This window comes from Ectobacillus funiculus (genome assembly GCF_004138295.1).
Taxonomy (GTDB): Bacteria; Bacillota; Bacilli; order Bacillales; family Bacillaceae_G; genus Ectobacillus; species Ectobacillus funiculus.
On sequence record NZ_SCFM01000020.1, the window covers coordinates 19,765 to 46,197 of the forward strand.

A 26,433-nucleotide genomic window follows, 5' to 3' on the forward strand; every position below is an offset into this window, starting at 1 on the left:
CCGACATTCATCCCCCACTTACCACTGGGCTACGCCCATCACGTGCTTGAAGTGGGGGTCTTCTGTCGGAAAATGATAAAGAAATTATTATATTATCTAGTGAAGTCAAGGAACAAAATCTTTTTGCTTTTTGTCACCTTATACATATTAGTTGCTGCGTATGTTGCTCTTTGGATAGAGCCGCAAACATTCAAATCGTATTTAACCGCTGTTTACTGGGTCTTTACAACGCTTGCTACAGTTGGTTTTGGCGATTATGATACGTGTGCTATGCAATGAAAAAAACCGCAAAACACAAGCAGAATGCAAGTGTATAGTTTGCGGCTATGAGGCAACGAAAGTGCAAGTTTTGTAAAAACATCATCTTTTCCTTGGAACAGTATTATTGAGTAAAGGTAATCATTCCATTAAAGTAATGATGTAACAAGGATTTATAATCATATCCTTCAGTTAAAATATGATCAATGAGCTCTCTCACTGCGCCTTCTCCTCCATTTGCTTTTGAAATGAAGCGAGCACTCTCCTTAACCAAAGGTACTGCATTTTGCGGCGCTGCGGGGTATCCGACGATTTGAAGGATAGGAAGATCATTCAAATCATCTCCCATATAGCATACATTCTCCAAATTTATATTGAAGTCAGCCATAATTTCATTTAATACCTGCACCTTGTCATGAATACCTTGATAAAAAACATCTATTTTTAATTCTGCTGCTCGCTTCTTAACAGCATTGGAGCTTCTGCCGCTAATTAATGCAATCTTTATTCCGCTATGACGAGCAAGATTAATCCCTAACCCGTCCTGTGTATGAAAAGACTTATATTCTTCTCCAGAGCTGCCGTAGTAAAGCTTCCCATCAGTCAGGACACCATCTACATCTAAAACAAGTAATTTTACTTTTTGCATGGGATATCCTCCTACAATTCCTATTATGTCGTTTCTTAGCATGAATTTCAGCATTTCCAGCTACACAAATAAACTATATTTGCGGGTTAGCTATGTGCTGCTTATTCTTAATTCGTAAAAATAGCTACATCATGCCGTTCTAATGACAGTAAGTTACTTTCACCATCTCTAAACTGAAAGCCTGTTTGTAATTATATATGATTATCCAAAAAAATACTTAAAAATTCCTTTCCTCGTTCTGAGCACTATCTACTAACCCCAATCTAATAGAAGCCTGTCTGAGTCCTTCACTGTTAAACCCGAGTTGCACTGACGATGGAATTTTTACTATGAAACCTTTTCTCGTATAACTTTAGATTCACGTAGATGCTCTGCAGAGTAGGGGCTTGCAAGCCGTGTTCATGTGCCAATTGCAGCAAGTATCCCTGCAGGTGGTCACCTTCAACAGGAAGTCCTTTCTCCATATCTCTCAGCATAGAAGACTTCATATCGTAATTCATCTCACATATTCTTGTGAATTGTATCTGCTCAATGTCTTCTGCAATTGTTGCTTGTGCCGCCCTCATAATTTGAGCAATTTCCGCTAGCAGATTTTGTAGCAGCTCTGTCCCCATTGGCACCTCTCTAATAGGACCAATAGGCTGCTGAAATAGTGTTGTAACTCCGGAAACTGTTGTAATAAATAAATACTTGTGCCACATTTCCTGCAGAATATTGCAAACTGCGCTCACTTGAGCCTTTGTATTAGCAAATGCCTGTTCTATTGCTAGAATACGTTCTGTTTTTTCCCCGTTCCACTCCCCGAATATAAACCGATGAGAAGCACCTCTTTGAATAATATCTCCTGTTTCCGACAAGGTAGCTTCTATAAAACAAACTCCGCCTATTACCGAATGGTCTGAAAAGGCTTGACGAAGCTTCGTGATCTGTTCAATCCCATTCAACATAGAAATCAGTACCGTATCTTTATGAACAAATGGCCGAATATCCTCAATCACTTGTTCCAAATGATATGCCTTTGTGCCAATAAGAATTACATCAAATGCTCCCGTTTGACCACTGCGGATTGTCTTTGGCTGAAGGATTACATCTCCATGTGTGCTGTGAACAACTAGCCCTCTTGCACGTAGTTGATCTTCTCTATTTTTTCGAACAAGAAACGTCACATCTTCTCCCTTTTCCGCTAATCTTGCGCCAAAATAGCCCCCTACCGCTCCAGCTCCCACAACTAAGAATTTCATGTGCTCATCACCTCTCGAGTATGTATCCAAATACTACTGATTCTTAAATATATCTTTATCAACTATTTTAGCTACCTTTACCGGCTTCGCAAGTACACCTTCATCCATAAACACATCTGCTACTTTTTGCACCGCGGTAATATCCTGATCCGTCACGGCTCTAACCTCAGCATTTACTCTTCCATTAATTGTTTCTGAGACATCTTTAGGTAATTTTGTGATATCGGAGTATATATTGATATATTCTTTTTTATGTTTGTTTTCCCATTCCCATGCTTTAGAGATTCTTTTGATCACATCTTCGAGGGCGGCTCTTTTTCCAGGATCCTGTAAGGCTGCATTCGAAGCAGTGATAAATCCTAATCCAGTATTAATATCTTTCCCGCTGCGTAACAGTCTTCCGCCATTTTTCTCTGCAATTGCTAAGTAAGGGTCAAACGTAGCCCACACTTCGATTTCACCAGCCTGAAACGCTGCGGCCGCATCTGTTGGAAGAACAAATTTCACATTAACATCCTTGGTGGATAGGCCAGCTTCTTTTAAAGCTTCAATGAGCAGATATTGCGCAATACTCCCTTTAGCAGAAGAAACAACAACTGTTTTTCCTTTTAAATCTTCGACCTTTTTAATTGAGGAACCTTTTTGTACTAATATTCCGACTGCCTCTGGTGAAGACACACTTGTGGCAATAATTTTAATGGGAACATCTGAAGCCGCTGCAGCTAATACTGGTGTATCCCCAGCCGGTGCTGTGTCTACTGATCCTGCTTTCACAGCCTCAAATAAAGGTGCAGCACCTTGAAAACTAGCCCATTTGACCTTATAAGGTGTTCCTTCAAGGACTTTAGAAGCCTCTACTTTTGCTTTCGTCATGCCAGCTTGATCGCCTAACACTAAAGTTACCTTTGAAAGGTCAACTGATTCTGTCTTAGCTGTTGTTTGATCAGCAGATCCACAACCAGCTAGTATCGCGAGACTCCCGATTGAAGCAATACCGAGCAGCAAAGAACGCTGAACTATGTTTTTGCGCAAAAATTCTCCTAGCCAATGTAGCTTTTGCATATATACATTCCCCCTCCTACTACATTGATAGACTTATTGTTTCCTAATCACCGCTTAACTTAGGCATGAATAGGTTCGTATTCATGCCCAAGCTTCTCATATATCGTGTTCAATAAACGTTTTATTGTAAAACATCCGGCTCTTCTTCCAGCAATTTATACCATAATTGTTGGAAATTAAACCATCCGCTGTATGGGCTGCTAACTTGAGAGTGTGTCAATAGAGCCGTTTCATGATCAATGGCAATCGGTTTACCTGCAGCTTCTGCAAGCAATTGTGCATGGCACGCCCGGTCCATGGCGATAAACCAATAAGCGGCCTCATCTACACTATGTCCAACTGTTAGAAGGCCATGATTCCGTAATATGACCCCTTTGTACTGCTGAAGAGCATCTGCAATACGTTCTCCTTCAGTTTTATCAAGTACAACTCCTGTGAAATCATCGAATAATCCATGATCTTGATAAAATACGCATGAATCCTGAGTAAGCGGATCTAAAAGCCTTCCTAAAGCTGACCATGCTTTTCCGTAAAGGGAATGGGAATGAGCCGCTGCAATGACATCCGGTCTCGCTTGGTGTATTTGCGAGTGGATGGCGATAGCTGCTTTGTTAATTGGCCGATCACCAATTACGACATCCCCTTCATGATTTACCAAGTGAAGATCACTTACCTTCATTTTTCCAAAATGTACTCCTAATGGATTGACCCAATAGTGATCCGTCTTCTCCGGATCACGAACAGTAATATGTCCTGCGATCCCTTCATTAAATCCAAACTGATTAAATATTCTAAATGCCCCTGCTAATCGCTCCTTGCGATGTTGACGTTCTTCCTCTACAGTATGAAATACTGGCTCTTGGTAAATTGAACTTGTTTTTGTTGGCATGCTTTTTTCCCCTTTTTTATAAGTTTAGTAGTTATCACATTTAAAGATTGAATATTCTGTATTCTTTAGTTATTGTTTTGTTATTTGTATTACCTTCTCGCTTGTATACTCCAAAAGCTTCTTCACACTTTAAGAAAGTATATATTTCCAGCCAGAAGCAAACTCGACGTAGCGGGAAATTTTAGGAACAAAGTGTAAGTGCAACTATGCCTCTGTCTTCGCCCAAAGGCAGGGCTCGCCAATCGGCGAGTTTTCTTTATCAATCCATTAAAGTTTCACCCCCTTATACGGATTGTGTTGATATACAGCTGCTTCTTATTTAGTTGGAGTCCAAGCGGATTTTGCAACTTGGATTTTCGTGCCAATTAACTTCATTTCAAGTAGATCATCAGCCTGAGTCTGAAGATCACGCACTGCCTGTTCATCCATAAACTGAATATCTGCCGGTTTTTTACTTAATATTTCTTTCCAAGTTGAAACTGGTATTTTTGTTGCTTCAGAAACTAGCTCTGCTGCTTCAGATGGATTTTCATTAATTTCCTTGCCAATCTTTTGAAGCTCCAATACTACTTGTTTAATAGCTTTTGGATGCTCCTTTGTAAAGGCATTACTGCTTATATAAAACGAACGTAACGATACAAAATTTGTTCCATTCACTAAAACTCGGCCACCTTGGTTTGCGGTTGTTGTGAAATATGGTTCCCATGTAACCCATGCATCTACTTGTCCTTGAGAAAAAGCTATGCTGGCCTCTGGCGGATTGAGGTAAACAGGCTCAACGTCATCAATAGTCATTCCTTCAGATTTTAAAGCTTTTAATAGCAAGTATTGGGAAATTGAGGCTTTGTTGAAGGCTACCTTTTTTCCCTTCAAATCCTTAATTGTTTGTATGGAGGAGCTGTCTTTCACCAAAATCCCTTCAGATTGTGGGACAGAGGGCTCACTTGCAACATAGACAAAGTCCAAGCCTCTAGCCTTACCGAATAAAGAGGGAGAATCTCCTAACCCTCCGAAATCGATACTTCCGGTACTTAATGCCTCTGCTACAGCAATGCCGGTATTAAATTCATACCACTTCACTTCATAACCTAATTTACCTAGATTTGTTTCTAAGAGCTTTTTCTTCTTTAATAGCAGCATTGGTGCAGATTTTTGATACCCAATCCGTAATACCCCTTTTTCAGCGGTATTACTTGCTCCAGCTGTTTGTTTACTCTCCCCGCAGCCACTTACCACTAGTACAAGAAGAATGAGAGTCATTAATATATACACTGCTCGTTTTTTCATCATCTCACTTTTCACCCTAACTCTTTTTTTTCGCTGTCTGTGTTATGTACGCATTGAATCGGCTATTAAAATCTCCTTCTAGAACAGATTCTCTGGTTAAATCGGTTGCATCCTTTGGCTGTTCATTGCAAATCTTTTTCAATAGTTGAACTGCATGCACTGGAACAGTCAGTACTGTTTCTGCTAGTTTTAGAGCATTTTCTTTTGCCTTTGCTTCATTTTCATACACCTCATGCACAAGTCCGTATTCATACGCTCTTTGCCCATCAATTCTGCTTCCTGATAAAGTTAAAAATCGAGCTCTAGAATGTCCAATTTCGTGGATTAAACGTTGTGTACCTAGAATCAAACCAAATTGGGGGCCTGGAAATCGAAAGGTTGTTGACTTGCTAGCAATACGAAAATCACATGAAATGGCAAGATCGGCTCCAGCCCCAAATGTATACCCACTCAATACTGAGATTGTAGGAATGGGCAAATGTACAACTTTCTCTAATAAACTAGATATCTTGCTAAAAAATTCACTAGCCTCTTGATTGGTTAGATTTTGAACAAACTTCACATCTACACCAGCACTAAATGAGGTTGCCAATTCACTGCTGAAAATAAGAGCACCTACTTCTTTATCTGCAGAAATTGCATCTAAATAACCAGTTAATTCTTCATATAACTCTAAATGAATCGCGTTAAGATTATGAGGAGAGTTTAAAGATATATTGACAATTTTTTTAACTGAATGTTCGTTATGAATCGTAACTTTTAAATGTTTCATAATCTCTCCTTAGCAAATGTGGATTGCATATATACCAAATAAATTCACTTTATTGCTTGGCTGGTGCTATAACACTTGGTTCAATTTCATTTAGCGGCAACGCTGCCACTAATTCCAAGCCGTTTTCCTTAATAAGACTTTGCAGTGCTGAAAAGCTTGTATGAGGTTTTACTCGGTAGTACTGAAACTGCTCTTGTCTTGCTAAATCATAGGATAATTCACACAGCATACTCGGCGGGGAGCATAATACTTTCACTCCCTTATTATTGGCCCACTTAATAACAGCGCTCCTTTTTCCAGTAGTTAAGTTATTAGCAGGATTTTCAAAGTCACTTACATGCTCCGTTTCTGTATCGTATAAACGAATAGTTTCTCCTTCAATAATAGGTACAATTGTTTCCTGGTCTCCTGTGATGGCCATTGCAATGATCATCTCGCTCTTCTCCTTTTCATTAAGAAATTTTAGTTTTTATACTGTAGTAACGTCTTCTAAAAGCGGCTGTTGATTTTTTTTCATAACTTGAGATAGTACCTTGCTTTCTAATTTCCCAAAAGCGTTACTTCCTCTTTCACGCGGTCTTGGTAACGTAACACGCATGTCCATAGACACCTGCCCATCCTCAATTAAGATAACGCGATCAGCAAGTGTAATTGCTTCTGCAACATCGTGTGTTACTAGCACAGCTGTAAATTGCTGCTCTTTCCATATTGTTTCTATTAATTCCTGCATCTCGATCCGTGTTAACGCATCAAGCGCACCTAGTGGTTCATCTAATAATAAAAGTTTAGGTTTAGTAGCTAGAGCTCTTGCAAGTGCTACGCGCTGGCGTTGTCCACCTGACAATACCGAAGGCCAATCACTCGCTCTTTCTTCAAGATGAACTTGCTTTAAAGATAATAAAGCTTGTTCCTTCCAGTTATCCTTTAAACCTAAGCCTACCCCGATATTCTCCAAAACCCTTTCCCAAGGAAGGAGACGGGCATCTTGAAACATAAATCGTGCATGTTTATTAATGGAACCTAATCTCTCGCCATTTTGAAATATTTCCCCATCACTTTCTTTTTCTAATCCGGCAATATGTCTTAGTAACGTGCTTTTTCCGCACCCGCTCTTCCCAACAATTGCTACAAATTCGCCGGAGGGTATACTTAAATTGATCCCTTTTAACACTTCAACATTCCCAAATGCTTTTTTTAAGTTTTTTATTTTTAGGTGAATTCCTTTGTCACTAGATTTCAATTTCTTCACCCCTCAGATTAGGATTTTCGATAATTTGGATTCCACTTTAACAACTTAAATTCTAATAACTTCGCCAAAGAGTCAGCGAGTTTTCCTAAAATGGCATATAACAAGATTGCTACAATAATAATGTCGGTCTGCATAAATTCTCGAGCATTCATTGCCATATATCCAATACCTGAATCAGCTGCCACTGTTTCTGCAACAATTAAAGTGAGCCACATAATGCCGAGGGAATAGCGAACTCCCACTAGAACAGAGGGAAGAGCTCCTTTAAAAATGACTCTTAATAGTAATTTATCTCTGCTTAATCCATACACTTTTCCCATTTCAATTAATGATTTGTCTACTGAGATAATACCGTGATAGGTATTTACGTAGATAGGAAAGAAAACGCCAATTGCAACGAGAAAGATTTTAGCTTCTTCTCCTATCCCCAGCCATAGGATTACAAGCGGGATTAAAGCTAAGTGCGGAATATTCCGAAACATCTGAATAGTGGTATCTAAATGCTTTTCGGCAACGGGGGATACCCCATTCACAATACCAAGTATGAGCCCCATGCTCCCTCCGATTGCAAAGCCTATAAATGCTCGATGGAAGCTTACTTTAATGTGTTCTAGTAATTCACCAGTTTGGATCAACTGAATCGCACTATATAAAATATCCACTGGTGCCGGTAAGGTTTTTTTGGAAATAAGTCCAACAGACGAGAACAATTGCCAAAGGACTATTAGTAGTACTGGTAACATCCAGGGTGCTATTCGGTTTTTATAGATATTGGTATTAGCCTTATCCATTCTCTGTCCCTCCCTTTTACTTTTTCATATCGCAGCAAAGCTCTACACCTGAACATGTGCATGACTTTCTTTCAACCTGCTTTGCACCCTTGGGATTACTTCCTTCCCGATTGATTCAATTACTTCTAAATGAGGAAAGCCCCTTAAAAGCACTTTTTCAAACCCTAAATTCACATATTCAACGATTCGATCTGCAATTTGGTCTGGTGTTCCTACTAACGCAATAGAATTGCCGCTTAGTACTTGTGTCAATCCTGCCCAAAGATTAGGTCCAATAACAAAATTATTATCTTTGGCATCCTTCATTAGCGTTTCTAACCTTTTATGTCCAACCGATTCATCTTTTACTCTATATCTTTCTCTTTGTGCGATACTCTCTTGACTTACTTTACTAATTAAACGATGAGCGCGCTCCCAGGCTAGCTCTTCTGTTTCTCCAAGGATGACTTGAAAGGATACAGAATATTTTAAGGTTCTTCCTTCCTCTGCGGCCAATTGATTCATTTCATCAATGCGAGCTTTTGTATTTTCAAGCGTTTCTCCCCACAGCATATATATGTCTGCCAATTTTGCAGCAACCCTTTTACCGGCTGTAGATGCTCCTCCCATAAAAATTTCTGGTCGCGGCTGTTGAACTGGTTTAGGGAATAGTGATGTGTTTGTAAAAGAATAGTAGTCTCCTTTATGAGTGACAATTTCTTCGGTAAATAAGCGTTTTAGAATATGGACAAACTCTTCTGTTCTCTTATACCGCAAGTGATGAGGCAAGCTATCTCCATCTTTTCCTAAATCCTCTAATGAACCGCCCGTTACAACATTAATCATAGCGCGGCCGTTTGACAAATAATCCAATGTAGCAAATTGCTTAGCAAAGACAGTAGGACTAATAAAGCCAGGTCTTGCTGCATATAAAAACTTAAGCTTTTCAGTTGATTGAATTAAGGATGCCGCAACGATTGAAGCATCTAAGCATTCAGCTCCTACCGGCAATAATAAAGATGAAAATCCTGTCTGTTCCGTTACCCTTGCAATTTGATGGTTATAGTGAAAAGAAGGCTCTATCTCCCATGGAACTCCAACATATTTCCCATCTCCAGCTGTAGGCGACATGGTAAGAAACTCAACCATTTAAACTCCTCCAATATTAATTATTTTTATCGAAATACTTGGTTTTAATCTAATATTTTCTACAATTGCAGCTGCATGAGCTGTTCAACTATTAATTGCAGGTTTTTCCAACCATTCTTGTAGCACTTCCTCATTATGTTCACCAATTAAAGGCGGTGTACGATATATTTCAAATTCATATCCTTCTATTTTCACAGGAAAGCCTACTGTTTTTAATTGTGTTCCATTAGGTAAAGGTAACTCCTTTACAACATCCAGCGATTGAGTGATAGGACTTGCCAAAGCTTCCTGGAAGTCATGGATTGGGGCTGATGGCACTCCTCTTCGATCAAATTCCTGAATCCAAGCTTCGGCAGTTTTTGTAACAAAAACCTTCTGTAAAATAGCTGCTAATTCTTTCTGATTTTTGGCACGCAGCGTCTGGGTAACAAACCTGGAGTCTATAAATAATTCTTCTAAGCCGGTTGCTTCACACACCTCCTTCCACAATTTATCATTTCCTGCGGCAATGACAAAAGGTTTGTCACTCCCATAAAAGCCTTGATAAGGAGCGTTGCGAGGATGGGCGGTTCCTAAACGTTTAGGCGCTTTTTCATTACCAAAGTATTCGCTAGTTTGTAATGCTGAGATCCCTAGTACACTCCCTAACATGGAGCAGTCAATATATGTTCCCTTGCCATCCTGCTGAACCTTATGAATAGCTGCTGCAATTGTATATGCTGCATATAATCCAACAGAAAAATCAGCTACAGGAACACCGCACTTCACAGGTGAGCCTTCCTCTTCTCCAGTTACGCTCATTAACCCGCTAATGGCTTGAACAGTTACATCAAAGGCCCCTTTTTTTGCATATGGTCCTTGCTGGCCATAACCCGAGATCGAACAATAGACAAGTTTAGCATTCTCCTCAGCAAGGCTATGATAATCCAATTCAAATTTTCCCAAGATACCTGGTCTGAAATTTTCAATAATCACATCTGCTTCTAAACAAAGTTTCTTTAGTATTTGTAATTCATCCCTATTCTTAAAATCAATTACAACACTCCTCTTATTACGATTTAAAGATGAAAAATTAGCACTATAGCCTTCGTTCTCATTGTTGTAAATAAATGGCGGCCAAAGCCTCATGCCATCCCCACCGTTGGGTCTTTCAATCTTTACCACATCTGCCCCTAAATCCGCCAACAGCATACCAGTGTAAGGTCCAGCTGCAATTTGGCCAAACTCTAGAACACGTATGCCAGTTAGTGGTCGTATATTGCTTTGATTCATCCTAACGCTCCTTCCTCTTACCTACAGCCATTCTTTTAGCAACTTTAGATAGTAATGCAAACCATCTAGTCAAGTGAACTAATCGGAATTCTATGTTTTAATACACTATAGCTTACTTTATCTAATTTGTATAATTGATAAATATGAATGAGAAATTCAAAAATATTGAATTCTACTTTAAAGCAAATGATTCCTTTATAGAAGTAATTAACCGGTCAATAGATGTCCCGCTTGTAATCGTAGCATTTGCCTTTCTTAAAATACCCGTCATTACCCCAACATTTAAGTCTGCTATCTTCCTTGCAATTGTACCGCTAGGCGGAGAAGCAACCATAATATCGGGTACCACAGCAATCCCTAGACCAGCTTGGACGTACTCTTTCAAAGCAGCCATGCTATTTATCTCCAATCCTATATTAGGATTAACCCCAGCTTCTAGTAATGATTTTTCTAAACTAATTCGATAATTACAAACAAAAGCGCTTAATAACAGCTGCTCCTCTTTAAAATCAGACAAGTACACTCTGTCTTTATGTGCTAGCCTGTGATTCTCCGGTAGTAATAGGGACACTTCCTCAAGCAAAAGAGGCTCGAATAGAGTTGTATGATCCAAAATAGGAGTATTGCAAATTGCGATATCAATTTCACCTTCTTTAATCATTTTGGTTAAGGTTTGTGTATTGTTTACTTGAATACTTATTTGCACCTTTGGATAACGTTTACTGAAAGGCGCTAGTATGTTAGGCAATCGGTAAATAGCCATTGGCTCAATTGCCCCTATCCTAACCTTGCCAGCCTCACCGTGCAGCCATTCATGCATTGTATCTTTTACATAATCTAAATGTCTTAATAACACATCTGCCTTTTCATAGAATAGTCTACCGGCTTCTGTTAAATGAATTTTCTTGCCTCTTTCTATTAGTTTAATCCCGAGATCCGACTCAAGCTTTTGAATTTGCATTGTGACTGTTGATTGGACATACTTCAATTCTTCAGCTGCCTGCTGAAAACTTCCGAGTCGGGCGATCGTTTGAAATGTTTTAACTGTTCTTAAATCCATCTGCTCACCCCAATTATTCTATTATGAAATGCACGTAAAAAAGCCGATGATCCTTAGAATGAAAAGATCATAGGCTTTAGCAGCTTCTAAAAGAAGCTAGATAATCCTCCTAGACAAAGCCTGTGATACTTTTCACTGCTTTAAGGCCTCCAGTTGTCTAGTCAGCTTATATATTCTCTTACTTAAAAATGTTATTACCATTTTTCCGATAAGTCAAGTAAGAATTGGTAATTTTATTCTTAGATTAGATGCTCTCGAAATAATGAGTGCTTTATAGTCAGTTCAATTTAAATGAATTTACAGTTCCTTTTTTTCAATTATACAAAATAAATATTTGCCTTTATGATATTTATGAGCCCTCTATAACAAACTATTCTGATTGATTAACTTTAATTTAAGGAGGAAATAATATGGTTGAATTTATCACTGTCTTACCAACTCACGGTGACTCACAATCCATTTTTAGTAATACGGCACATTCCAATCGAGTAGATCCATGGAAAACAATCTCCGATAGAGAGCCTTCACTTGAATACTTAAAAACTGTTATTCAACAAGCTGAGAAAAAAGGGTTTGATACCGTTCTTTTGCCAACTGGCAATACATGCATCGATTCTATCGTTACTGCCTCTGCTTTGATTACAGCAACTGAAAAGATTAAATTTCTATTTGCTGCAAGACCTGGGTTTATTTCCCCGACGACCTTTGCTCGTCAATTCGCTTCGCTAGATTATTATTCTAACAAAAGAGCGCTAGTGAATATTGTGACAGGAGGATCCCCCCAAGAGTTAAATGCTGATGGCGACTTCTTAGACCATAGTACACGTTATAAACGAACCCAAGAGTTTATTCACGTTCTAAAACGGTTGTTTACAGAAGATAACTTTGATCATCACGGAGATTTTTATACTTTAAAGAATGCATCTTTATTTTATAAACCGTTGCAGCAGCCTCACCCAAAAATATTTTTCGGGGGATCGTCGGCAGCAGCAAAAAAAACAGCCGCCAAAGAAGCCGATGTGTATATGCTTTGGGGAGAGACACTAGAACTTACGCAACAACAGCTCGAGGAGATCAAAGTTCTAGCTGTACAAGAAAAACGCCACTTGGATTATAGTGTCTCGCTGCAAGTTATTTTAGGTGATACTGAAGAAGAGGCTTGGGCAAAAGCCGATAAACTATTAAAAAGTGTAAGTCAAAACCATTTTGCTTATAAAGAAAAACAAACGAAATCCGGTGAATCCGAAGGGAATAAACGCTTGCAAAAACTTGTAAGCGCCTCTAGGGATAATGGTTTTCGTATCGGTCCAAACTTATGGGCAGGCGTAGCAAGTGTTGTAGGTGGAAATGGTATCTCATTAGTAGGGACACCTGACCAAGTAGCTGATCGCATTATAGAGTATATTGATTTAGGATTCAGTAAGATTCTACTTCGTGGTTATCCGTTTCTTGAAACAATTCAGGAGGTTGGAGATTACGTAATACCAAGAGTGCATCAGAAGTTATCCGCTAGACAGTATTCTAGATAACCTTTCAAGAATTGGAGCTAAGGCTTATCCCTAGAATTAATTTCAACATAGTATATGAACAGTCTCACTTGCTACGCCAATTGAGGGATTAAGAGATTCAAAGTATCGAAAATGAACCTAATTTAAGGAGGAACCGCCATGGCAATCCGTGATCAGTTAATCAAATTTGAGGATTCAGTAAGAGAAATACTAAAGGATGCAATAACGGAAAAAGAGATCGTAGAACGTCTCAAGCCCCATTTCCAAACGCTTTTGCAAACAAAAGACCTACTGCCTGCAGAGTATAAAAAGCCCAGCCCAGATAAATATAGTCAATTTCTGTTATATAAGCCTGAAGATGAAGTATTTTCGATTGTTGGATTTGTTTGGGGCCCCGGACAAACAGCCCCTATTCACGACCATTTAGTTTGGGGACTTGTGGGGATATATGAGGGTACTATTGAAGAAACCAGATATCGTAAAGTTCCTAGTGCAGCAGGTGAACAAGACTATACGTTAGAGGTGATTGACGTAGTGCATGTAAACCGTAATGATATTTCATTTGTATACCCGCCTAATGCGGATATACATAGTGTCCGTAATCTATCCGAACAGCCCGCTATTACTATTCATGTTTATGGAACAGATATAGGCAAACAACAAAGGCATATTTATCATCAGGACACCCACGCAACGAGCGATGTGATTACAGTACATAAAAACAGTAGCCCGATTTACAGCTAAATCGTTCATAATAATCATAACATCATGTCATCTCCCCCCTAAGTGCACTTAGATCATAAGCATAAAACACTCCCCAAGATCCATAGATGGGGAGTATTTTATGCTTTTTTCGCACTTTAAGAAAGCGTAAATTTCTAGCTGGAAGACTATTCGACGTAGTGAGAAATTTTAGGAATACAGTATAAGTGCAACTACGCTTCTGTCTTCGCCTAAGGGCAGCTTTATTCTATCCACTGAAAATACTCCGCGCTCACAACCATTGGCGTACAGTCAGTAAAATTAGAAGATCTTAAATCAACTTCAAAAATAAAATCTTTATCGTTCACGTAAGGTTTAACCATTCTCCAGTTAATTCGGCCTGTACCTAACGGCAGTGCATCATGAATGATTCCCATACTATCTGCAAGATGAAAGTATGTCGCAAAAACATGAAATTTCTCTAGGTGTCTTTCTAAACCTTGATTATCTCCTTGTAATGCTATAAAAGAGTGACTGACATCAATAGTTAAAGGTAAATTCAATGGTTCCACTATTTCTGAGAATAGGAATGGATTTTCAGCCGAGAAAATGCCTTTTACCGAGTCTTCCCAAAGAAAAGCTGTATGACAAATATGTAATACCTCTTCAATTCGTTTTCTAGTTTCCTTCCTTTTCATTGCATTCTGATAATCCGTGTTTTCTGATGCTGTATAGTGACAGTGAATGACGCATTGAATATCCTCCTGATTACAAATGGCTGCTAGTGCTTTGCAGGACCAGTTATAATGATCGCGCATATCTTGGTTTGAGCTGATAATATCCAAGTACTGTCCCTTATAGGTCATTGGTTGGTGCAGGTACACACGAATTCCTTGAGATTTTAATAATTGTATACGTTGTGTAATGATTTCCGGCTCATATAAATCATGCTCTGTTAAATGCAGCTCGATAATTTCTGGATTGTATTGTACTCTATCTTCAATATCCTGAATATTAAGTCCTGTCTTCAAACGAATATAATTCATTATTGCACACTCCCCCTTATTCAGACCTATCTCAATAGTTTACTCGTCCTTTTTCTCTCGTTAGAACCAAGATTTTTAATTGCTTCAGTCATACTTTCTTAAAAGCGCAAAAAATACTGTAGGATTATCTCACAAAAATCCTGTCAGAAATTCTCATCACGTTTATACTAAATAAAATCCTACATTTACCATTTTAGGGGTTTTTCAATGTTTTTCCACTTTTAAATCCGCTACACTAATCAAAATTTTGATAAGGGGGGATACTTATGGTGAAACAAACCATATTGTTGCAAGGAGACTATCACCATCTAAAGCGAATTTCAGAAATTGTCCGAGAGGCAAGTAAATTCCAAAGTGAAATGACCTTATACACCCCTGTCTATAACAAAACGATTAATTTAAAAAGTATACTCAGGTTATTATCTCTACCGTTACAAAAAGGAGCAGAGGTAACAGTAGTAGCTATGGGGACCGATGAGCAAGAAGCGATTACAGCTGTTGTTAACAAATTATAAGCTAAAATCTAAGATCGATAACACATCCAATATATCAAAGAAACGCTCTAGAAACTAACAAAGCCACCCCAAAAGGAGCGGCTTTGTTAGTTGATAACATCTAGCAGAAATAAAAAACAAGACTGAGATGTTTTATAAACTATATAATAATCTTTACTTAAATAATACGAGCTGTAACGATACCTGCAATTTGTTTGATTTTGTTTTCCAAGCTAGGAAGGATATCGCTGTTTACTTCGTTATCAATGTCAATCATTGTATATGCATAGTCTCCGCGGCTTCTGTTAACCATATCAGCAATGTTCAAATCATAGCTTGAGATAGCTGATGTAATCTGTCCTACCATGTTAGGAACATTTTTATGGAAAGCTGCCACACGTTGCTTTCCTACATAAGGAAGGGAAGCGTTAGGGAAATTCACTGAGTTTTTAATATTTCCTGTTTCTAAGAATTCCTTTACTTGACGAGCTGCCATAATCGCGCAGTTTTCCTCTGATTCTGCTGTAGAAGCACCAAGATGCGGAACTGGAATTGTATTTTTCATTTTCAATACTGCTTCATTCGGGAAATCTGTAATATACTTACCAACTTTTCCGTTCTCAAGCGCCAATTCCATATCTGCCTCATTCACAAGCTCACCGCGTGAGAAGTTCAAAATATAAACATCTTGCTTCATGATGCCAAATGTTTCTTGATTAAACATTGCTTTTGTATCAGCAGTTAATGGAACGTGTACAGTAATATAATCAGCATTAGCAAACAATTGTTCAATCTTCATAGCACGTTGTACATTACGGGATAAGTTCCAAGCTACGTCAACAGAGATAAACGGATCGAACGCAATTACATCCATGCCTAAATCAAGCGCGCTATTTGCTACAAGAGCACCGATCGCTCCTAAACCAACGACACCTAAAGTTTTTCCTTTAATTTCTTTTCCGACGAATTGTTTTTTTCCTGCTTCTACAAGCTTTGGAATTTGTTCGCCTTCTACTTCCAGCGTCTTTGTCCATGCCACACCGTCAAAAAGGTTACGGGATGCCGCCAGCATTGAAGCTAATACCATTTCTTTTACAGCATTAGCATTAGCACCAGGTGTATTAAAAACAACGATACCTTGCTCTGTGCATTTATCAAGCGGAATATTATTAACACCTGCTCCAGCCCGTGCAATTGCTTTTAAATCATTACCGAACTCTATTGCATGCATATTAAAGCTGCGGACAAGAATAGCATCTGGATTGTCACTGTCATTGTCGATAGCGAAGCCATCTTGAAATACATTTAATCCGCTCTCGGCAATATTATTCAAAGTTTTAATTGTTTTTACCTTTTCTAAAGTAAGTGTGCTCATATTGTTCTCTCCTCTGTTTAACAAATAATAGTTTGTGAATCCCTAAATTAACAAACAAGATTTTAAGCAAAGAAACTTATCACTATTCAAGGCTGCTGAAACCTGAATCCTGAAGCTTAAAAATTACAATTGCTGTCAATATCCTCTCCTTATAAGCAGAAAGAGGCAAGGGATATTTCCCTTACCTCTGCCCAGGCGAACGGCTACGATACTATGTGCTCCCCCACGGTTCTCCGCGTTTCGCCAGTTACACATAGCCCTTTAATTTCTTTTATCTTAGCAAATTCTTCAGCAATCCTCAACCTTTTATTTAAAAATTGTTTTCTTTCCAAATACTACCTGAATCAGTCTCCTCTCTTAGCGCCTTTAAGAAGAGGCTCATTTATTTGGATAAGAAACATTTACAGACCGTCAGTCGGTATGTTAAGATGCTTATAATATAATAAAGGTCAGTTTACATACTGTAGGGAGGAAAAAGTACATGACAGCTGCCAACACGAGTTTTCAAATTATCTTGGATGCCACCGAGGCACTTATTCAAGAAAAGGGCTGCAGACAGACAACTCTGCAGGATATCATTCGGAGCACAGGATTATCCAAGGGTGCTATTTACCATTATGTATCAGGGAAAGACGAACTTCTCGGCTTAGTGCTCAAATCACGTGTTGAAAAAATGAATGCACGCTTTACTGAGGTGGTAACGAGTCCGAACACATCGGGACTGGATGATCCACTGCGGCTTATTTCTGAAGGTATGCTCCAATCTACGAATCACCAAGATGTTACGAATAAAATTTTCATTTACCTGCTGAGCCAAATGGATAACCCGAAGGTAGCAGCAATGGTTCAGGATGCGTACAAGTTCACCTTGGAGACGTGCACGAGATGGATCGATGTTGGAAAGATGCACAAAGTGATTCCCGCAGAAGTTCACAGCGCGAAGGTTGCAGAAACTCTTGTTATGTTCATGTATGGGATGCGGGTACAAAACACGATCATGCAAGAGCCCAGCCAAATGACAGTGCAGGATTTAATTGCATTTATGACACGTTCGTTAGGATGAGGGGTCATTTATTATACTCATTGAGATTCGATCTTAAAACATTCAGTTGATAAGTTGTAACCTCATATATCCAAACTCATACTTTTTTAATCAAAAAAGAACACTGATTCAAAGAACAGATATATCTTCTGAATCAGTGTCTTCACGCTTTTCATTCTGTAATATATAAAGCTAAAAACGCTTGTTTGGCCAATTGCTGCATATGCGCAGAAATGGCTTGTCCGCCTGCTGTGAATGTATGAGTTGAATGCAATACATGAGACGCATCTGCTTGCACCTAGCTTTGGCTAACAGCTAACTCCTTTGACAGAAAAAGGGGAATTATGAAACGCTCTTCAAAAACATAAGTATCAAAATTACCCTATAAGGCTTTTCCAAAACGCTTTAGATTCCCACCCTGTTTTTTGTAATAATACCTTCCGTCTTCTTGGTCCTTAAAAAAGGATATACCAAACCATTCTAAAGGCGTCCAAATCCGTTTTAGGTACATAGCTGGCACTTTCATCACCACCCGCTGGGAACTTTTAAAATTTAAACCTTTCCCCTTTTCAATACCTTTAGAATAATTGGCCTTTATTAAAAATGGGTGTGTGTTTTATAAGATTAAAATGAAAACAATATAAAATTTTTATCATACATTCCTATCTATACATTTGTTGCATGAAAGAGTACGCTATTACATTTTTAACTAAAAAAGATGTGATAAAAATCCTCTCGAAAAACTTTGCAAAACATACCTAAAAAAGTTTCTGATCTTGAAGAGGAAGAATCAATATCTATCTCAAAAGAGGTTCTGCTGCATGCCCACCAAGCTAAGGATAAGGCGGAAGAGCCTCTTGTGGCATTTTTACGAAAATGTTTTCAACGGAAATCATATATAGGTGGATAGTTACGAGGTAAATTTGCGTGTGCAACTGTGTTCTGTTCTTTCATATATAAATTTAATAGCTGATCTAGCTCTTGGCTGCATTGAATTGTCTTACGATGATTGAGTCCATAGCGTTCACCTATATTTAAGAGCTGGGTCTTTTTCTCTTTAATTAAGTGTTCGAGCGTGAAAATATCCATGTCATTGTCACATCCCCTTTTGCAAGTCAAAGGTTGTTAACGATTAAGAGAAAATGGAAATGAAATCCACGAATATTGTATGAATAAGTACTATTAAAAGATTATGGAACTGGATAAATTCAAAACTAAGAAAAAATGGATTATTTCTCATATATATAAGTAAGCGACCTTGATCATCCACCTAGGAGTCACAAGGTCGCTTATACTATTTCGTCTTCCATTAATCTGAAACCCTTTCAGTTATTTTCATTTTATCACGTATTCGGACAGGGGATTGTAGGATAAAAGAGATTCTTCACAAAATCCTATGATTTCTTGTACTCAATGTTTTACCTTATGCACCTCCGCCTCATTTAAGCAGCTGAACGCACCGTGTCTTTAAATGATTTTGGTCTTGTCCCATGCACATGTTTATGTACATTTCGCCTTTCTCTATCCCATTGGAATCACCTCCCTTTCTAATGTTTTTGATGTGTATGTATTTCTTGTTCTTATAATACAAAGAAAGTCGAATCTTGTAAATACTAAAAATTATAAATTTTTAAAAAAGTCTAAACAGTCTGAAATATAATGAAAAAAGGAAAGTTTTTTACATAATGAACGGCTTCTTTCCTTATTTTTATAAGGCATTATTTTGATGCTGCACTCTCGTTTTTCACCTTATTTTTTTGTGTCGTTTTCACTAATACACCTTGTAAAAAACTAAAGCAGCCCATCTCGCTCTCTCGGCAAGCTGGACTGCTTTAGTTTTCCTTATGTATCTACACTCCTTATAAACGAAGCAATCTTTTGGCATTGATAGGGGAAATCGATTGAGAACATGATACGTTCTGTAACTTCATTTGTCAGGTATATTCTTTACATTCGAGCTCGAGGACGAGTCATATACAGTCCCTTTCGTAAGCTGCTTTAATAACTCTCTCAAAGCAAATGAATGATAGGAATCTTTTTTTGTTATAATCCCTACTTCCCAAATTAGAGTTGGATTTCTTAATGGAATAATCCTAATGTTAGGATTATTTTGTTTGTAATAAATAGATTTAGGAAGAATGGCAATTCCCAATTGTGAGGCGACAAGCTCAATAATCAAATCCCATTGTGAGCTTTGATAAGAGACGGTGGGTGTAAAACCAGAGGCTATGCACTCTCGCCTAATATAGTCATGTAACGCAAATTCCCGTGAAAAAAGGATAAATTTTTCATCCTGTAGTTGCTGTAGTGATACAAAAGGCTGCTGTGCTAGATCGTGGTCTTTATGAATGTATAAAACGAATTCATCTTTTACAAAAGGACTGATATTAAATTTGGATTTATCACTCGGCAAGACGATAATCCCTACGTCTATTTGCCCCTCCTCCACTAAATCCTCAATAAGTTTTGCCCCAAGCTCCACTAATTCTAAGACGACCTTTGGGTATTGCTCACTGAAGCTTCTAGCAATAGAAGGGAAAAATAAGGTTCCTATCAAGGGGGGAATACCAATTTTGATTTCGCCCGCTTCTATGTTTATTAACTCATCTAAAAGCGTTGTTAATTCAGACAGGGATGATAATGCTTTTATTCCTTGTTGATACACAATTTTACCGGCATCGGTTAATTTTAATTGTCTCCTAGACCGATCAAACAGTTCTACATGAAGCTCCTCTTCCAGCTTCTTAACCGCTTTGCTTAATGCAGGCTGAGACAAATAGGAATGCGATGCAGCTTTCGTAAAATTTTTGTAGTTGGCTACCTCAATAAAGGATTTTAAATCTCTTAACTCCATCTTTATCTCCTGTTTATTCGAATTGGTCATACAAAGTATTCTTTTTATTCATTTTACTTATAGAAGTACCAAATGTAAACTCTTACATATAGAAGAGTTTGAACTTTCAGAAAAAGTAACAGCCGTATGAAATGCGATTTGCATATCCTATTACTACCCTTCTGCTTCAGCTTAAGCAACTATGGATGCCTCATTGCAAAATGAACATATTTAAAGTACAAAGCTGCTGAGAATCATATATTTAAAAATGAAATTCTGGCTACCCAATTATAATTTGAAAGGAAGATTGTTTAATGAAGAAAGGTAAAGTTATGACTTCTTTTACTGAAGCTGTTCAAGATATTCAGGATGGAGCAACCTTAATTGTTGGAGGATTTGGTCTTTCCGGCATTCCGGAAAAATTAATTCACGTACTAAAAGAACGAGGAACAAAGGATTTGACAGTCGTCAGCAACAACTGCGGGGTCGATGACTGGGGACTTGGTCTGCTGTTAGCTAACAACCAAATTAAAAAAATGGTATCTTCCTATGTAGGAGAGAATAAAATTTTTGAGCAGCAGTTCCTGAGCGGGGAATTAGAGGTCGAATTGGTTCCTCAAGGTACGTTAGCTGAACGAATTCGTGCAGGCGGAGCTGGAATTCCTGGTTTTTACACGGCAACAGGGGTTGGAACTCCTATTGCTGAGGGAAAAGAACATAAAGAATTTAATGGTAAAACATATATTTTGGAAGAGGGCATTGTAGGAGATTTTGCTTTTGTAAAGGCATGGAAGGCTGATAAGCTGGGAAACCTCATATACCGCAAAACAGCAAGAAATTTCAATCCCCTAGCTGCAATGTCAGGGAAAATTACCATCGCAGAAGTGGAGGAAATTGTGGAAGTGGGAGAACTGAATCCTGATGAAATTCATACTCCAGGGATTTATGTTCAACGTGTCTTACTTGGTTCAAATTACAACAAACGAATTGAACGCCGTACGGTCAGAGCGCTTTAAGTTTTTTTGTACTTCATATTAGCTAATTAAGTTCAGGATTAAAAATGACTGTAACTGGAGGAAAATGTATGAACGACATTCGTTTAAAAATTGTGAAACGTGCTGTACAAGAGATTCAGGATGGAATGAATGTTAATTTAGGTATAGGCATACCAACCCTGGTAGCAAATGAAATTCCAAGTGATTTTAATGTACTGCTTCAATCAGAAAATGGATTGCTAGGAATAGGCCCTTACCCTGTAGAGGGACAGGAAGACCCAGACTTAATTAATGCAGGAAAAGAAACGATCACTACAGTTCCCGGTTCCTCCTTCTTTGATAGCGCAGAATCCTTTGCCATGATTCGCGGCGGACATATTGACCTTGCTATCCTTGGCGGGATGGAGGTTTCCGAAAAAGGAGATTTGGCGAATTGGATGATTCCCGGAAAAATGGTTAAAGGCATGGGCGGAGCTATGGATCTTGTAAATGGAGCAAAACGAGTTGTTGTCATTATGGAACATGTCAACAAGCATGGAGAATCCAAGATCAAAAAAGAATGTACCCTTCCGTTAACAGGAAAGCAGGTTGTACATCGTTTAATTACAGACTTAGCGGTCTTTGACTTTACAGCTGCCGGCATGGTTCTTGTAGAAACGCAAGAAGGGACTACAGTAGAGGAAGTACAGGAAAAAACGGAAGCATCCTTTACTGTTTTACCAGAATTGTTACTAGCAAACTAATTGATAGACATTCGAAACCCGCACTAGACAGCATGCAGTGGAAACAAAGATATCTATATGAGAGGAAGATTATAGATGTTTCAAAAAGGCTTAAAAAATGTAATCGCCGCGGAAACTGCCATAAGCTTAGTCGATGGAGAACAAGGAAGATTAATTTACAGGGGTTATGCTGCGAAGGAACTAGCTTTAAATTTTTCCTTTGAAGAAATAGCATATTTAATATGGTACGGATACTTGCCAGGAGATCATGAGAAGCAACGTATTTCTGAGCTATTAAAAAACAATCGCGCTTTACCATCACACGTCTCTGAATGCATTCAACTACTTCCGTGTAATATGGAGATGATGAGTCAAATTCGCACAGCTATATCGGCTTTAGGAACGGAGGAATTTGGCTGGAAGCCCACTGTTGAGCAAGCTATTCGACTAACAGCTGCGATTCCTACGATTACAGCTATGATTTATCGGAAAATAAATGGTGAAGAGATGATTGAACCGAACATGGAATTCGGTCATGTTGAAAACTATTTATATATGTTAACAGGGAAGCGCCCTTCTCCCTCTCATACAAAAGCGCTTGAAGCGTATATGATTTTAACGATGGAGCATGGAATGAACGCCTCTACATTTGCAGCAAGGGTAGTAGCCTCTACAGAGTCCGATATGGTATCTGCGGTAACAGGAGCGATCGGGGCTATGAAAGGACCTTTGCATGGCGGCGCACCTACAGGAGTCATCGATATGTTAAATGGGATTACCAAAAAGGAAGAAGCAGAAACATGGATTCGGCAAAAATTAGAGAAAAAAGAATATCTCATGGGCTTTGGACACCGTGTCTACAGAACACGAGACCCACGGGCCGAGGCACTTAGTGAGATTACGAAACGGATTGGGGCAGATGATCCATGGCTTGAGCTAGCAAGCTATGTTGAAACACTTGCTGTTCAATTGCTTGATGAATATAAACCTGGGAGAAGGCTCAATACAAATGTTGAATTTTATGCAGCTGCTGTAATGAGAGCTATTAATATGGCTCCTTCCTTGTTTACACCTACCTTTACTGTAAGCAGAATGGTGGGCTGGACCGCACATACAATAGAACAGTCCATGGACAATACTATTTTTCGCCCGGAAGCAAAATATGTTGGCAAGCAACCGACGGAGAATGAAGGCTCTCTTAAAGCGTGAAAAAAGTTTGAACTGCATTTCGCAAGCAGTGTTTAAGTAGGAGATTCAAATAATCAGGAGTGACAACGTCTTGAATATAATAGGCGAGGTATTTAAGAAACGATTATATCAGGATTGGGAAAATGGAACAATCAATTTCATTTTCTTTATGAATGTCTATGAAGGGGTTATGATAAAAGGAGATCGTGTTAGCACAATTCCAATGCTTATTGCAGATGAAATAATCGATTATAAGATTGGTGATAAAATTAAAATAAAGGGAATAGTTGAATTTCGGCGCATTATTACTCCTTCGGGGAAATTGAGCTTTTCTCCCCTGCCTATTATTATTCCATATTCCCACTATCAATTAAGCTACCAGTAAGACCACGGTGAGACAGCAGCATGTTCTCCCCGTGGTTTTCGTTTATACTTTAAGAAAGTATAAATCTCTAGCTGGATGCCAATTCGAAGTAGCGAGACATTTTAGGAATATGGCTATTCCAGCAATCACATTTGCTACCATTGAAACATTCTTTAGACAGTATCTAAATGATACCAATCTGTAAGCTGTAACCCGTTTGAAGTTTCGTAACATCTTAGACATAAGAGTGTAACTTCTATAAAATCTCCCTCCTTTTGACATTTAGATAGACTTTTCCTATATTTATATAAGTCGGTCTTCATAACAATTAGGGGGAATAGTTTTAATGACAAATAAAGTGGATTCACGTGAAAAAATTCTACAAACCGCCTCACGCCTTTTCCAATTGTAAGGCTTTAGAAATAAAAAACGCAACGCTTCAACTCAATCCCTTTTTACTTAAGCACGAAAGCCTGAATTACAGCAATATTTATGCGGCGTTAGCTATTCTGATAGTAATCGTATTTATTATTTATTCAAGCAATTTTAAAAAGCGCCCTATTTAAAAAACTGCTTTACCTACTAGAGCTAGCTAACAAAAAGCAGTACCGATTGTCGGTACTGCTAGGCAATATCACGCTTTTGAAATGCAAAAAACGCAATAAGAAAGAACAGTGCGGTATAAAAAAGCAGAACTGCAATAGAAAACATTGTTTCAGTCAGTCCCCCAAGTCCTCCTATGTTCATTCTAAGATTTGTATGCATAACAAACACATATTTACTCCACTCGTACTTGCTTAATAACTGCGCTAACGATCCCTTCGATAGAAACAAAAGCAGAGTTGTAATCAAAGCTGGTCCGCTAGAACGCAGCAAAACAGATAGGCATAAAGCAATTGCAGCAAACAACAACATTGGTAGAAAATCAAGCATATATGCCTTTATCGTTGCCATCATCATGCTTTCTGTAACTGCTATGTTACCTACGGCAGTTACCACTACCGAGTCAAAAGCAATCTTTCCATATAAAAATACTCCTTGTATAAACGAATAAAGCATAAGAACTGCACTGAGTATCACATATAGCATGGCAAGTGCCGCAAATTTAGCCCATAGAATACTAGTTCGGGATGCCGAGCGCACTAAGAGAAAGTGGATTGTTCCCATACTGTACTCCTTTGAAACAATAGAGCTTGCGTAAAAAATCAACAAAACACCAATGATGCTTGTTAAAGCCACAGCACTATTCATAAAACCAAATACACTGTGTTCACTGTACGGCGAGATGTTGTGCGCTAATTGATATTCACCCACGGCAATTTCTTGACGCAATATGTCCGCTGTCGGACTATCTGCCTGTCCAAACGCCCTCAGCTCCTCCTGCTTGCGGGCGATATCAAGTTTCATATTTTCTTTCCAGTCCCCTGTCTGTAACGCCTGCTGATATTCAATATAATCCCAGTTTCCCAGAATAAGCACCGGCACAAAAAGCAGAAGGAGCGGCACGAGAAATCCTTTGCGTTTCACAATCTTTAATAGCTCGTTATATACAAGCAACCCCCATTTAAACAATAATATTCCCTCCTGTCATCTCTAGGAACATATCCTCCAGATTTTTTTTGACAGGCATAATGCCATACACATTTATCTCATGCTGTACAAGCAGCCGGACGATTGCCGGGATTTGCTCCTCTGACACAGGCACTATCAATGTTCTCTCTTCTATGTGGAGATCTTCCGATTTTAACTGAAACGATTCTGCCAATATAGCGGACGCCCGCTCTGCATTTTGCACCTGAAAGGCAGTGTATTTTGGCATATCAGATAGACTATACTGCTCAATGCAGGTCCCGTTCTGAATAATGATAACCCGCTCACACATCAGTTCAATTTCTGCCAACAAGTGACTGGAAACGAGGATAGCAGTCCCTTCCTCTTTTGCAATATGCTTTACATAATTTCGCATCTCCCGAATTCCGGCTGGATCTAATCCGTTTGTCGGTTCATCTAAAATAAGAACAGACGGCTTATGCAGGAGCGCTTGTGCAATGCCAAGACGCTGCTTCATTCCGAGAGAATACGTTTTCACCCTTTTATGAATAGCCTGTGTTAGTCCAACAAGATGTACTACCTCATCAATGCGAGCTGCGTCAACATCTTCTGCCATCCGGGCGTAATAGGCTAAATTATCATAGCCGCTGAAGAATGGATAAAATGAGGGGGCCTCCACCATCACACCAGCTCTCGCAAGTGCCTGCTGCAGCTCGCTTTTCACACTATAGCCTGCTATAAAAGCATCTCCCTCTGTTATATGCATCAAGCCCACAAGCATCTTCATCGTAGTTGTTTTCCCCGCTCCGTTTGGTCCGAGTAATCCAACAATCTCACCCTTCTTCATCTGAAACGATAAATTTTGAACAAGCACATCATTCTTTATTTTCTTTGTTATGCCCCGGACATCAAGCACAATTTCTGGTTCCATCTGATAATCCCCCCTTTTTTCTAT

The 26,433-nt window shown here is 38.8% G+C and carries 28 protein-coding genes and 1 riboswitch; of the genes, 9 read left to right on the forward strand and 19 right to left on the reverse strand.

From position 1 onward, the window contains the following. Nucleotides 1–72 precede the first annotated feature (72 nt). Nucleotides 73–279, forward strand: a complete 207-nt coding sequence (locus EP737_RS14745; RefSeq protein WP_129728739.1) for an ion channel — start codon at nucleotides 73–75, stop codon at nucleotides 277–279. A 103-nt stretch (nucleotides 280–382) separates the two neighbouring features. Here the strand turns inward: EP737_RS14745 and EP737_RS14750 are convergent, their stop codons facing one another. The 12 genes from EP737_RS14750 to EP737_RS14805 form a co-directional block, all read right to left on the reverse strand. Next, complete coding sequence (locus EP737_RS14750) at nucleotides 383–907, reverse strand: KdsC family phosphatase (RefSeq protein ID WP_129728740.1); 525 nt, start codon at nucleotides 905–907, stop codon at nucleotides 383–385. Between the two features lie 293 nt (nucleotides 908–1,200). Next, nucleotides 1,201–2,148: a ketopantoate reductase family protein gene (locus EP737_RS14755; RefSeq protein WP_129728741.1), complete on the reverse strand. Its 948-nt coding sequence runs from the start codon at nucleotides 2,146–2,148 to the stop codon at nucleotides 1,201–1,203. A gap of 33 nt (nucleotides 2,149–2,181) precedes the next feature. Then, nucleotides 2,182–3,210: an ABC transporter substrate-binding protein gene (locus EP737_RS14760; RefSeq protein WP_129728742.1), complete on the reverse strand. Its 1,029-nt coding sequence runs from the start codon at nucleotides 3,208–3,210 to the stop codon at nucleotides 2,182–2,184. A 121-nt stretch (nucleotides 3,211–3,331) separates the two neighbouring features. Next, nucleotides 3,332–4,099, reverse strand: a complete 768-nt coding sequence (locus EP737_RS14765; protein WP_129728743.1) for a class II aldolase/adducin family protein — start codon at nucleotides 4,097–4,099, stop codon at nucleotides 3,332–3,334. A gap of 315 nt (nucleotides 4,100–4,414) precedes the next feature. After that, on the reverse strand, nucleotides 4,415–5,389 hold the full coding sequence (locus tag EP737_RS14770; protein ID WP_129728744.1) for an aliphatic sulfonate ABC transporter substrate-binding protein: 975 nt from the start codon (nucleotides 5,387–5,389) through the stop codon (nucleotides 4,415–4,417). 13 nt (nucleotides 5,390–5,402) lie between these two features. Next, complete coding sequence (locus EP737_RS14775; RefSeq protein WP_129728745.1) at nucleotides 5,403–6,158, reverse strand: enoyl-CoA hydratase/isomerase family protein; 756 nt, start codon at nucleotides 6,156–6,158, stop codon at nucleotides 5,403–5,405. 49 nt (nucleotides 6,159–6,207) lie between these two features. After that, nucleotides 6,208–6,591 carry a NifB/NifX family molybdenum-iron cluster-binding protein gene (locus EP737_RS14780; RefSeq protein WP_129728746.1) on the reverse strand — a complete coding sequence of 128 codons (384 nt, stop codon included), beginning with the start codon at nucleotides 6,589–6,591 and terminating at the stop codon, nucleotides 6,208–6,210. 36 nt (nucleotides 6,592–6,627) lie between these two features. Beyond that, complete coding sequence (locus EP737_RS14785) at nucleotides 6,628–7,398, reverse strand: ATP-binding cassette domain-containing protein (RefSeq protein ID WP_129728747.1); 771 nt, start codon at nucleotides 7,396–7,398, stop codon at nucleotides 6,628–6,630. Nucleotides 7,399–7,415: 17 nt separating this feature from the next. Next, nucleotides 7,416–8,198 carry an aliphatic sulfonate ABC transporter permease SsuC gene (gene ssuC, locus EP737_RS14790; protein WP_129728748.1) on the reverse strand — a complete coding sequence of 261 codons (783 nt, stop codon included), beginning with the start codon at nucleotides 8,196–8,198 and terminating at the stop codon, nucleotides 7,416–7,418. A gap of 42 nt (nucleotides 8,199–8,240) precedes the next feature. Continuing rightward, the gene (locus tag EP737_RS14795; protein ID WP_129728749.1) at nucleotides 8,241–9,326 is read right to left on the reverse strand and encodes an LLM class flavin-dependent oxidoreductase; all 1,086 of its coding nucleotides are present in this window, start codon (nucleotides 9,324–9,326) and stop codon (nucleotides 8,241–8,243) included. Between the two features lie 84 nt (nucleotides 9,327–9,410). Beyond that, nucleotides 9,411–10,598 carry a CaiB/BaiF CoA transferase family protein gene (locus tag EP737_RS14800; protein WP_129728750.1) on the reverse strand — a complete coding sequence of 396 codons (1,188 nt, stop codon included), beginning with the start codon at nucleotides 10,596–10,598 and terminating at the stop codon, nucleotides 9,411–9,413. 172 nt (nucleotides 10,599–10,770) lie between these two features. Next, a complete protein-coding gene (locus EP737_RS14805; protein WP_129728751.1) occupies nucleotides 10,771–11,658 on the reverse strand; it encodes a LysR family transcriptional regulator in 888 nt (295 codons plus the stop codon). A gap of 410 nt (nucleotides 11,659–12,068) precedes the next feature. On the opposite strand from EP737_RS14805, the gene EP737_RS14810 reads away from it, so the two are divergent. Next, the gene (locus EP737_RS14810; protein ID WP_129728752.1) at nucleotides 12,069–13,187 is read left to right on the forward strand and encodes an LLM class flavin-dependent oxidoreductase; all 1,119 of its coding nucleotides are present in this window, start codon (nucleotides 12,069–12,071) and stop codon (nucleotides 13,185–13,187) included. Nucleotides 13,188–13,325: 138 nt separating this feature from the next. Beyond that, nucleotides 13,326–13,910, forward strand: a complete 585-nt coding sequence (locus EP737_RS14815) for a cysteine dioxygenase family protein (protein ID WP_129728753.1) — start codon at nucleotides 13,326–13,328, stop codon at nucleotides 13,908–13,910. 221 nt (nucleotides 13,911–14,131) lie between these two features. Here the strand turns inward: EP737_RS14815 and EP737_RS14820 are convergent, their stop codons facing one another. Continuing rightward, the gene (locus EP737_RS14820; protein ID WP_129728754.1) at nucleotides 14,132–14,914 is read right to left on the reverse strand and encodes a TIM barrel protein; all 783 of its coding nucleotides are present in this window, start codon (nucleotides 14,912–14,914) and stop codon (nucleotides 14,132–14,134) included. Between the two features lie 266 nt (nucleotides 14,915–15,180). Between EP737_RS14820 and EP737_RS14825 the strand changes: the two genes are divergently transcribed. Then, entirely contained in the window at nucleotides 15,181–15,429 is a 249-nt protein-coding gene (locus EP737_RS14825; protein WP_129728755.1) for an HPr family phosphocarrier protein, read from the forward strand. Between the two features lie 157 nt (nucleotides 15,430–15,586). Here EP737_RS14825 and EP737_RS14830 read toward each other — a convergent pair whose 3' ends face one another. Further along, nucleotides 15,587–16,783, reverse strand: coding sequence for a phosphoglycerate dehydrogenase (locus EP737_RS14830; RefSeq protein WP_129728756.1), 1,197 nt, complete (start codon nucleotides 16,781–16,783; stop codon nucleotides 15,587–15,589). A gap of 182 nt (nucleotides 16,784–16,965) precedes the next feature. Further along, a riboswitch (ZMP/ZTP riboswitch) is annotated at nucleotides 16,966–17,044 on the reverse strand. 220 nt (nucleotides 17,045–17,264) lie between these two features. Between EP737_RS14830 and EP737_RS14835 the strand changes: the two genes are divergently transcribed. After that, nucleotides 17,265–17,846: a TetR/AcrR family transcriptional regulator gene (locus EP737_RS14835; RefSeq protein WP_129728757.1), complete on the forward strand. Its 582-nt coding sequence runs from the start codon at nucleotides 17,265–17,267 to the stop codon at nucleotides 17,844–17,846. Between the two features lie 151 nt (nucleotides 17,847–17,997). On the opposite strand, the gene EP737_RS26570 is transcribed toward EP737_RS14835, so the two are convergent. From EP737_RS26570 to EP737_RS14845, 3 genes are all read right to left on the reverse strand, one after another. Beyond that, entirely contained in the window at nucleotides 17,998–18,123 is a 126-nt protein-coding gene (locus EP737_RS26570) for a hypothetical protein (RefSeq protein WP_281278899.1), read from the reverse strand. A gap of 584 nt (nucleotides 18,124–18,707) precedes the next feature. Further along, the gene (locus EP737_RS14840) at nucleotides 18,708–18,944 is read right to left on the reverse strand and encodes an aspartyl-phosphate phosphatase Spo0E family protein (protein ID WP_246040266.1); all 237 of its coding nucleotides are present in this window, start codon (nucleotides 18,942–18,944) and stop codon (nucleotides 18,708–18,710) included. 808 nt (nucleotides 18,945–19,752) lie between these two features. Then, entirely contained in the window at nucleotides 19,753–20,679 is a 927-nt protein-coding gene (locus EP737_RS14845; RefSeq protein ID WP_129728759.1) for a LysR family transcriptional regulator, read from the reverse strand. 293 nt (nucleotides 20,680–20,972) lie between these two features. Here EP737_RS14845 and EP737_RS14850 point away from each other — a divergent pair, with 293 nt between their 5' ends. The 4 genes from EP737_RS14850 (at nucleotide 20,973) to EP737_RS14865 (ending at nucleotide 23,948) form a co-directional block, all read left to right on the forward strand. Further along, a complete protein-coding gene (locus EP737_RS14850) occupies nucleotides 20,973–21,674 on the forward strand; it encodes a CoA transferase subunit A (protein ID WP_129728760.1) in 702 nt (233 codons plus the stop codon). A gap of 68 nt (nucleotides 21,675–21,742) precedes the next feature. Beyond that, nucleotides 21,743–22,396, forward strand: a complete 654-nt coding sequence (locus EP737_RS14855) for a CoA transferase subunit B (RefSeq protein WP_129728761.1) — start codon at nucleotides 21,743–21,745, stop codon at nucleotides 22,394–22,396. A 75-nt stretch (nucleotides 22,397–22,471) separates the two neighbouring features. Beyond that, on the forward strand, nucleotides 22,472–23,584 hold the full coding sequence (locus EP737_RS14860; protein ID WP_129728762.1) for a citrate synthase/methylcitrate synthase: 1,113 nt from the start codon (nucleotides 22,472–22,474) through the stop codon (nucleotides 23,582–23,584). Nucleotides 23,585–23,654: 70 nt separating this feature from the next. After that, nucleotides 23,655–23,948, forward strand: a complete 294-nt coding sequence (locus EP737_RS14865; RefSeq protein ID WP_129728763.1) for a hypothetical protein — start codon at nucleotides 23,655–23,657, stop codon at nucleotides 23,946–23,948. Between the two features lie 603 nt (nucleotides 23,949–24,551). On the opposite strand, the gene EP737_RS14875 is transcribed toward EP737_RS14865, so the two are convergent. Then, nucleotides 24,552–25,499, reverse strand: a complete 948-nt coding sequence (locus EP737_RS14875) for an ABC transporter permease (RefSeq protein WP_165350812.1) — start codon at nucleotides 25,497–25,499, stop codon at nucleotides 24,552–24,554. After that, nucleotides 25,492–26,409, reverse strand: coding sequence for an ABC transporter ATP-binding protein (locus tag EP737_RS14880; RefSeq protein WP_246040267.1), 918 nt, complete (start codon nucleotides 26,407–26,409; stop codon nucleotides 25,492–25,494). Before EP737_RS14880 ends, EP737_RS14875 begins: the two co-directional genes overlap by 8 nt. Nucleotides 26,410–26,433: the final 24 nt, after the last annotated feature.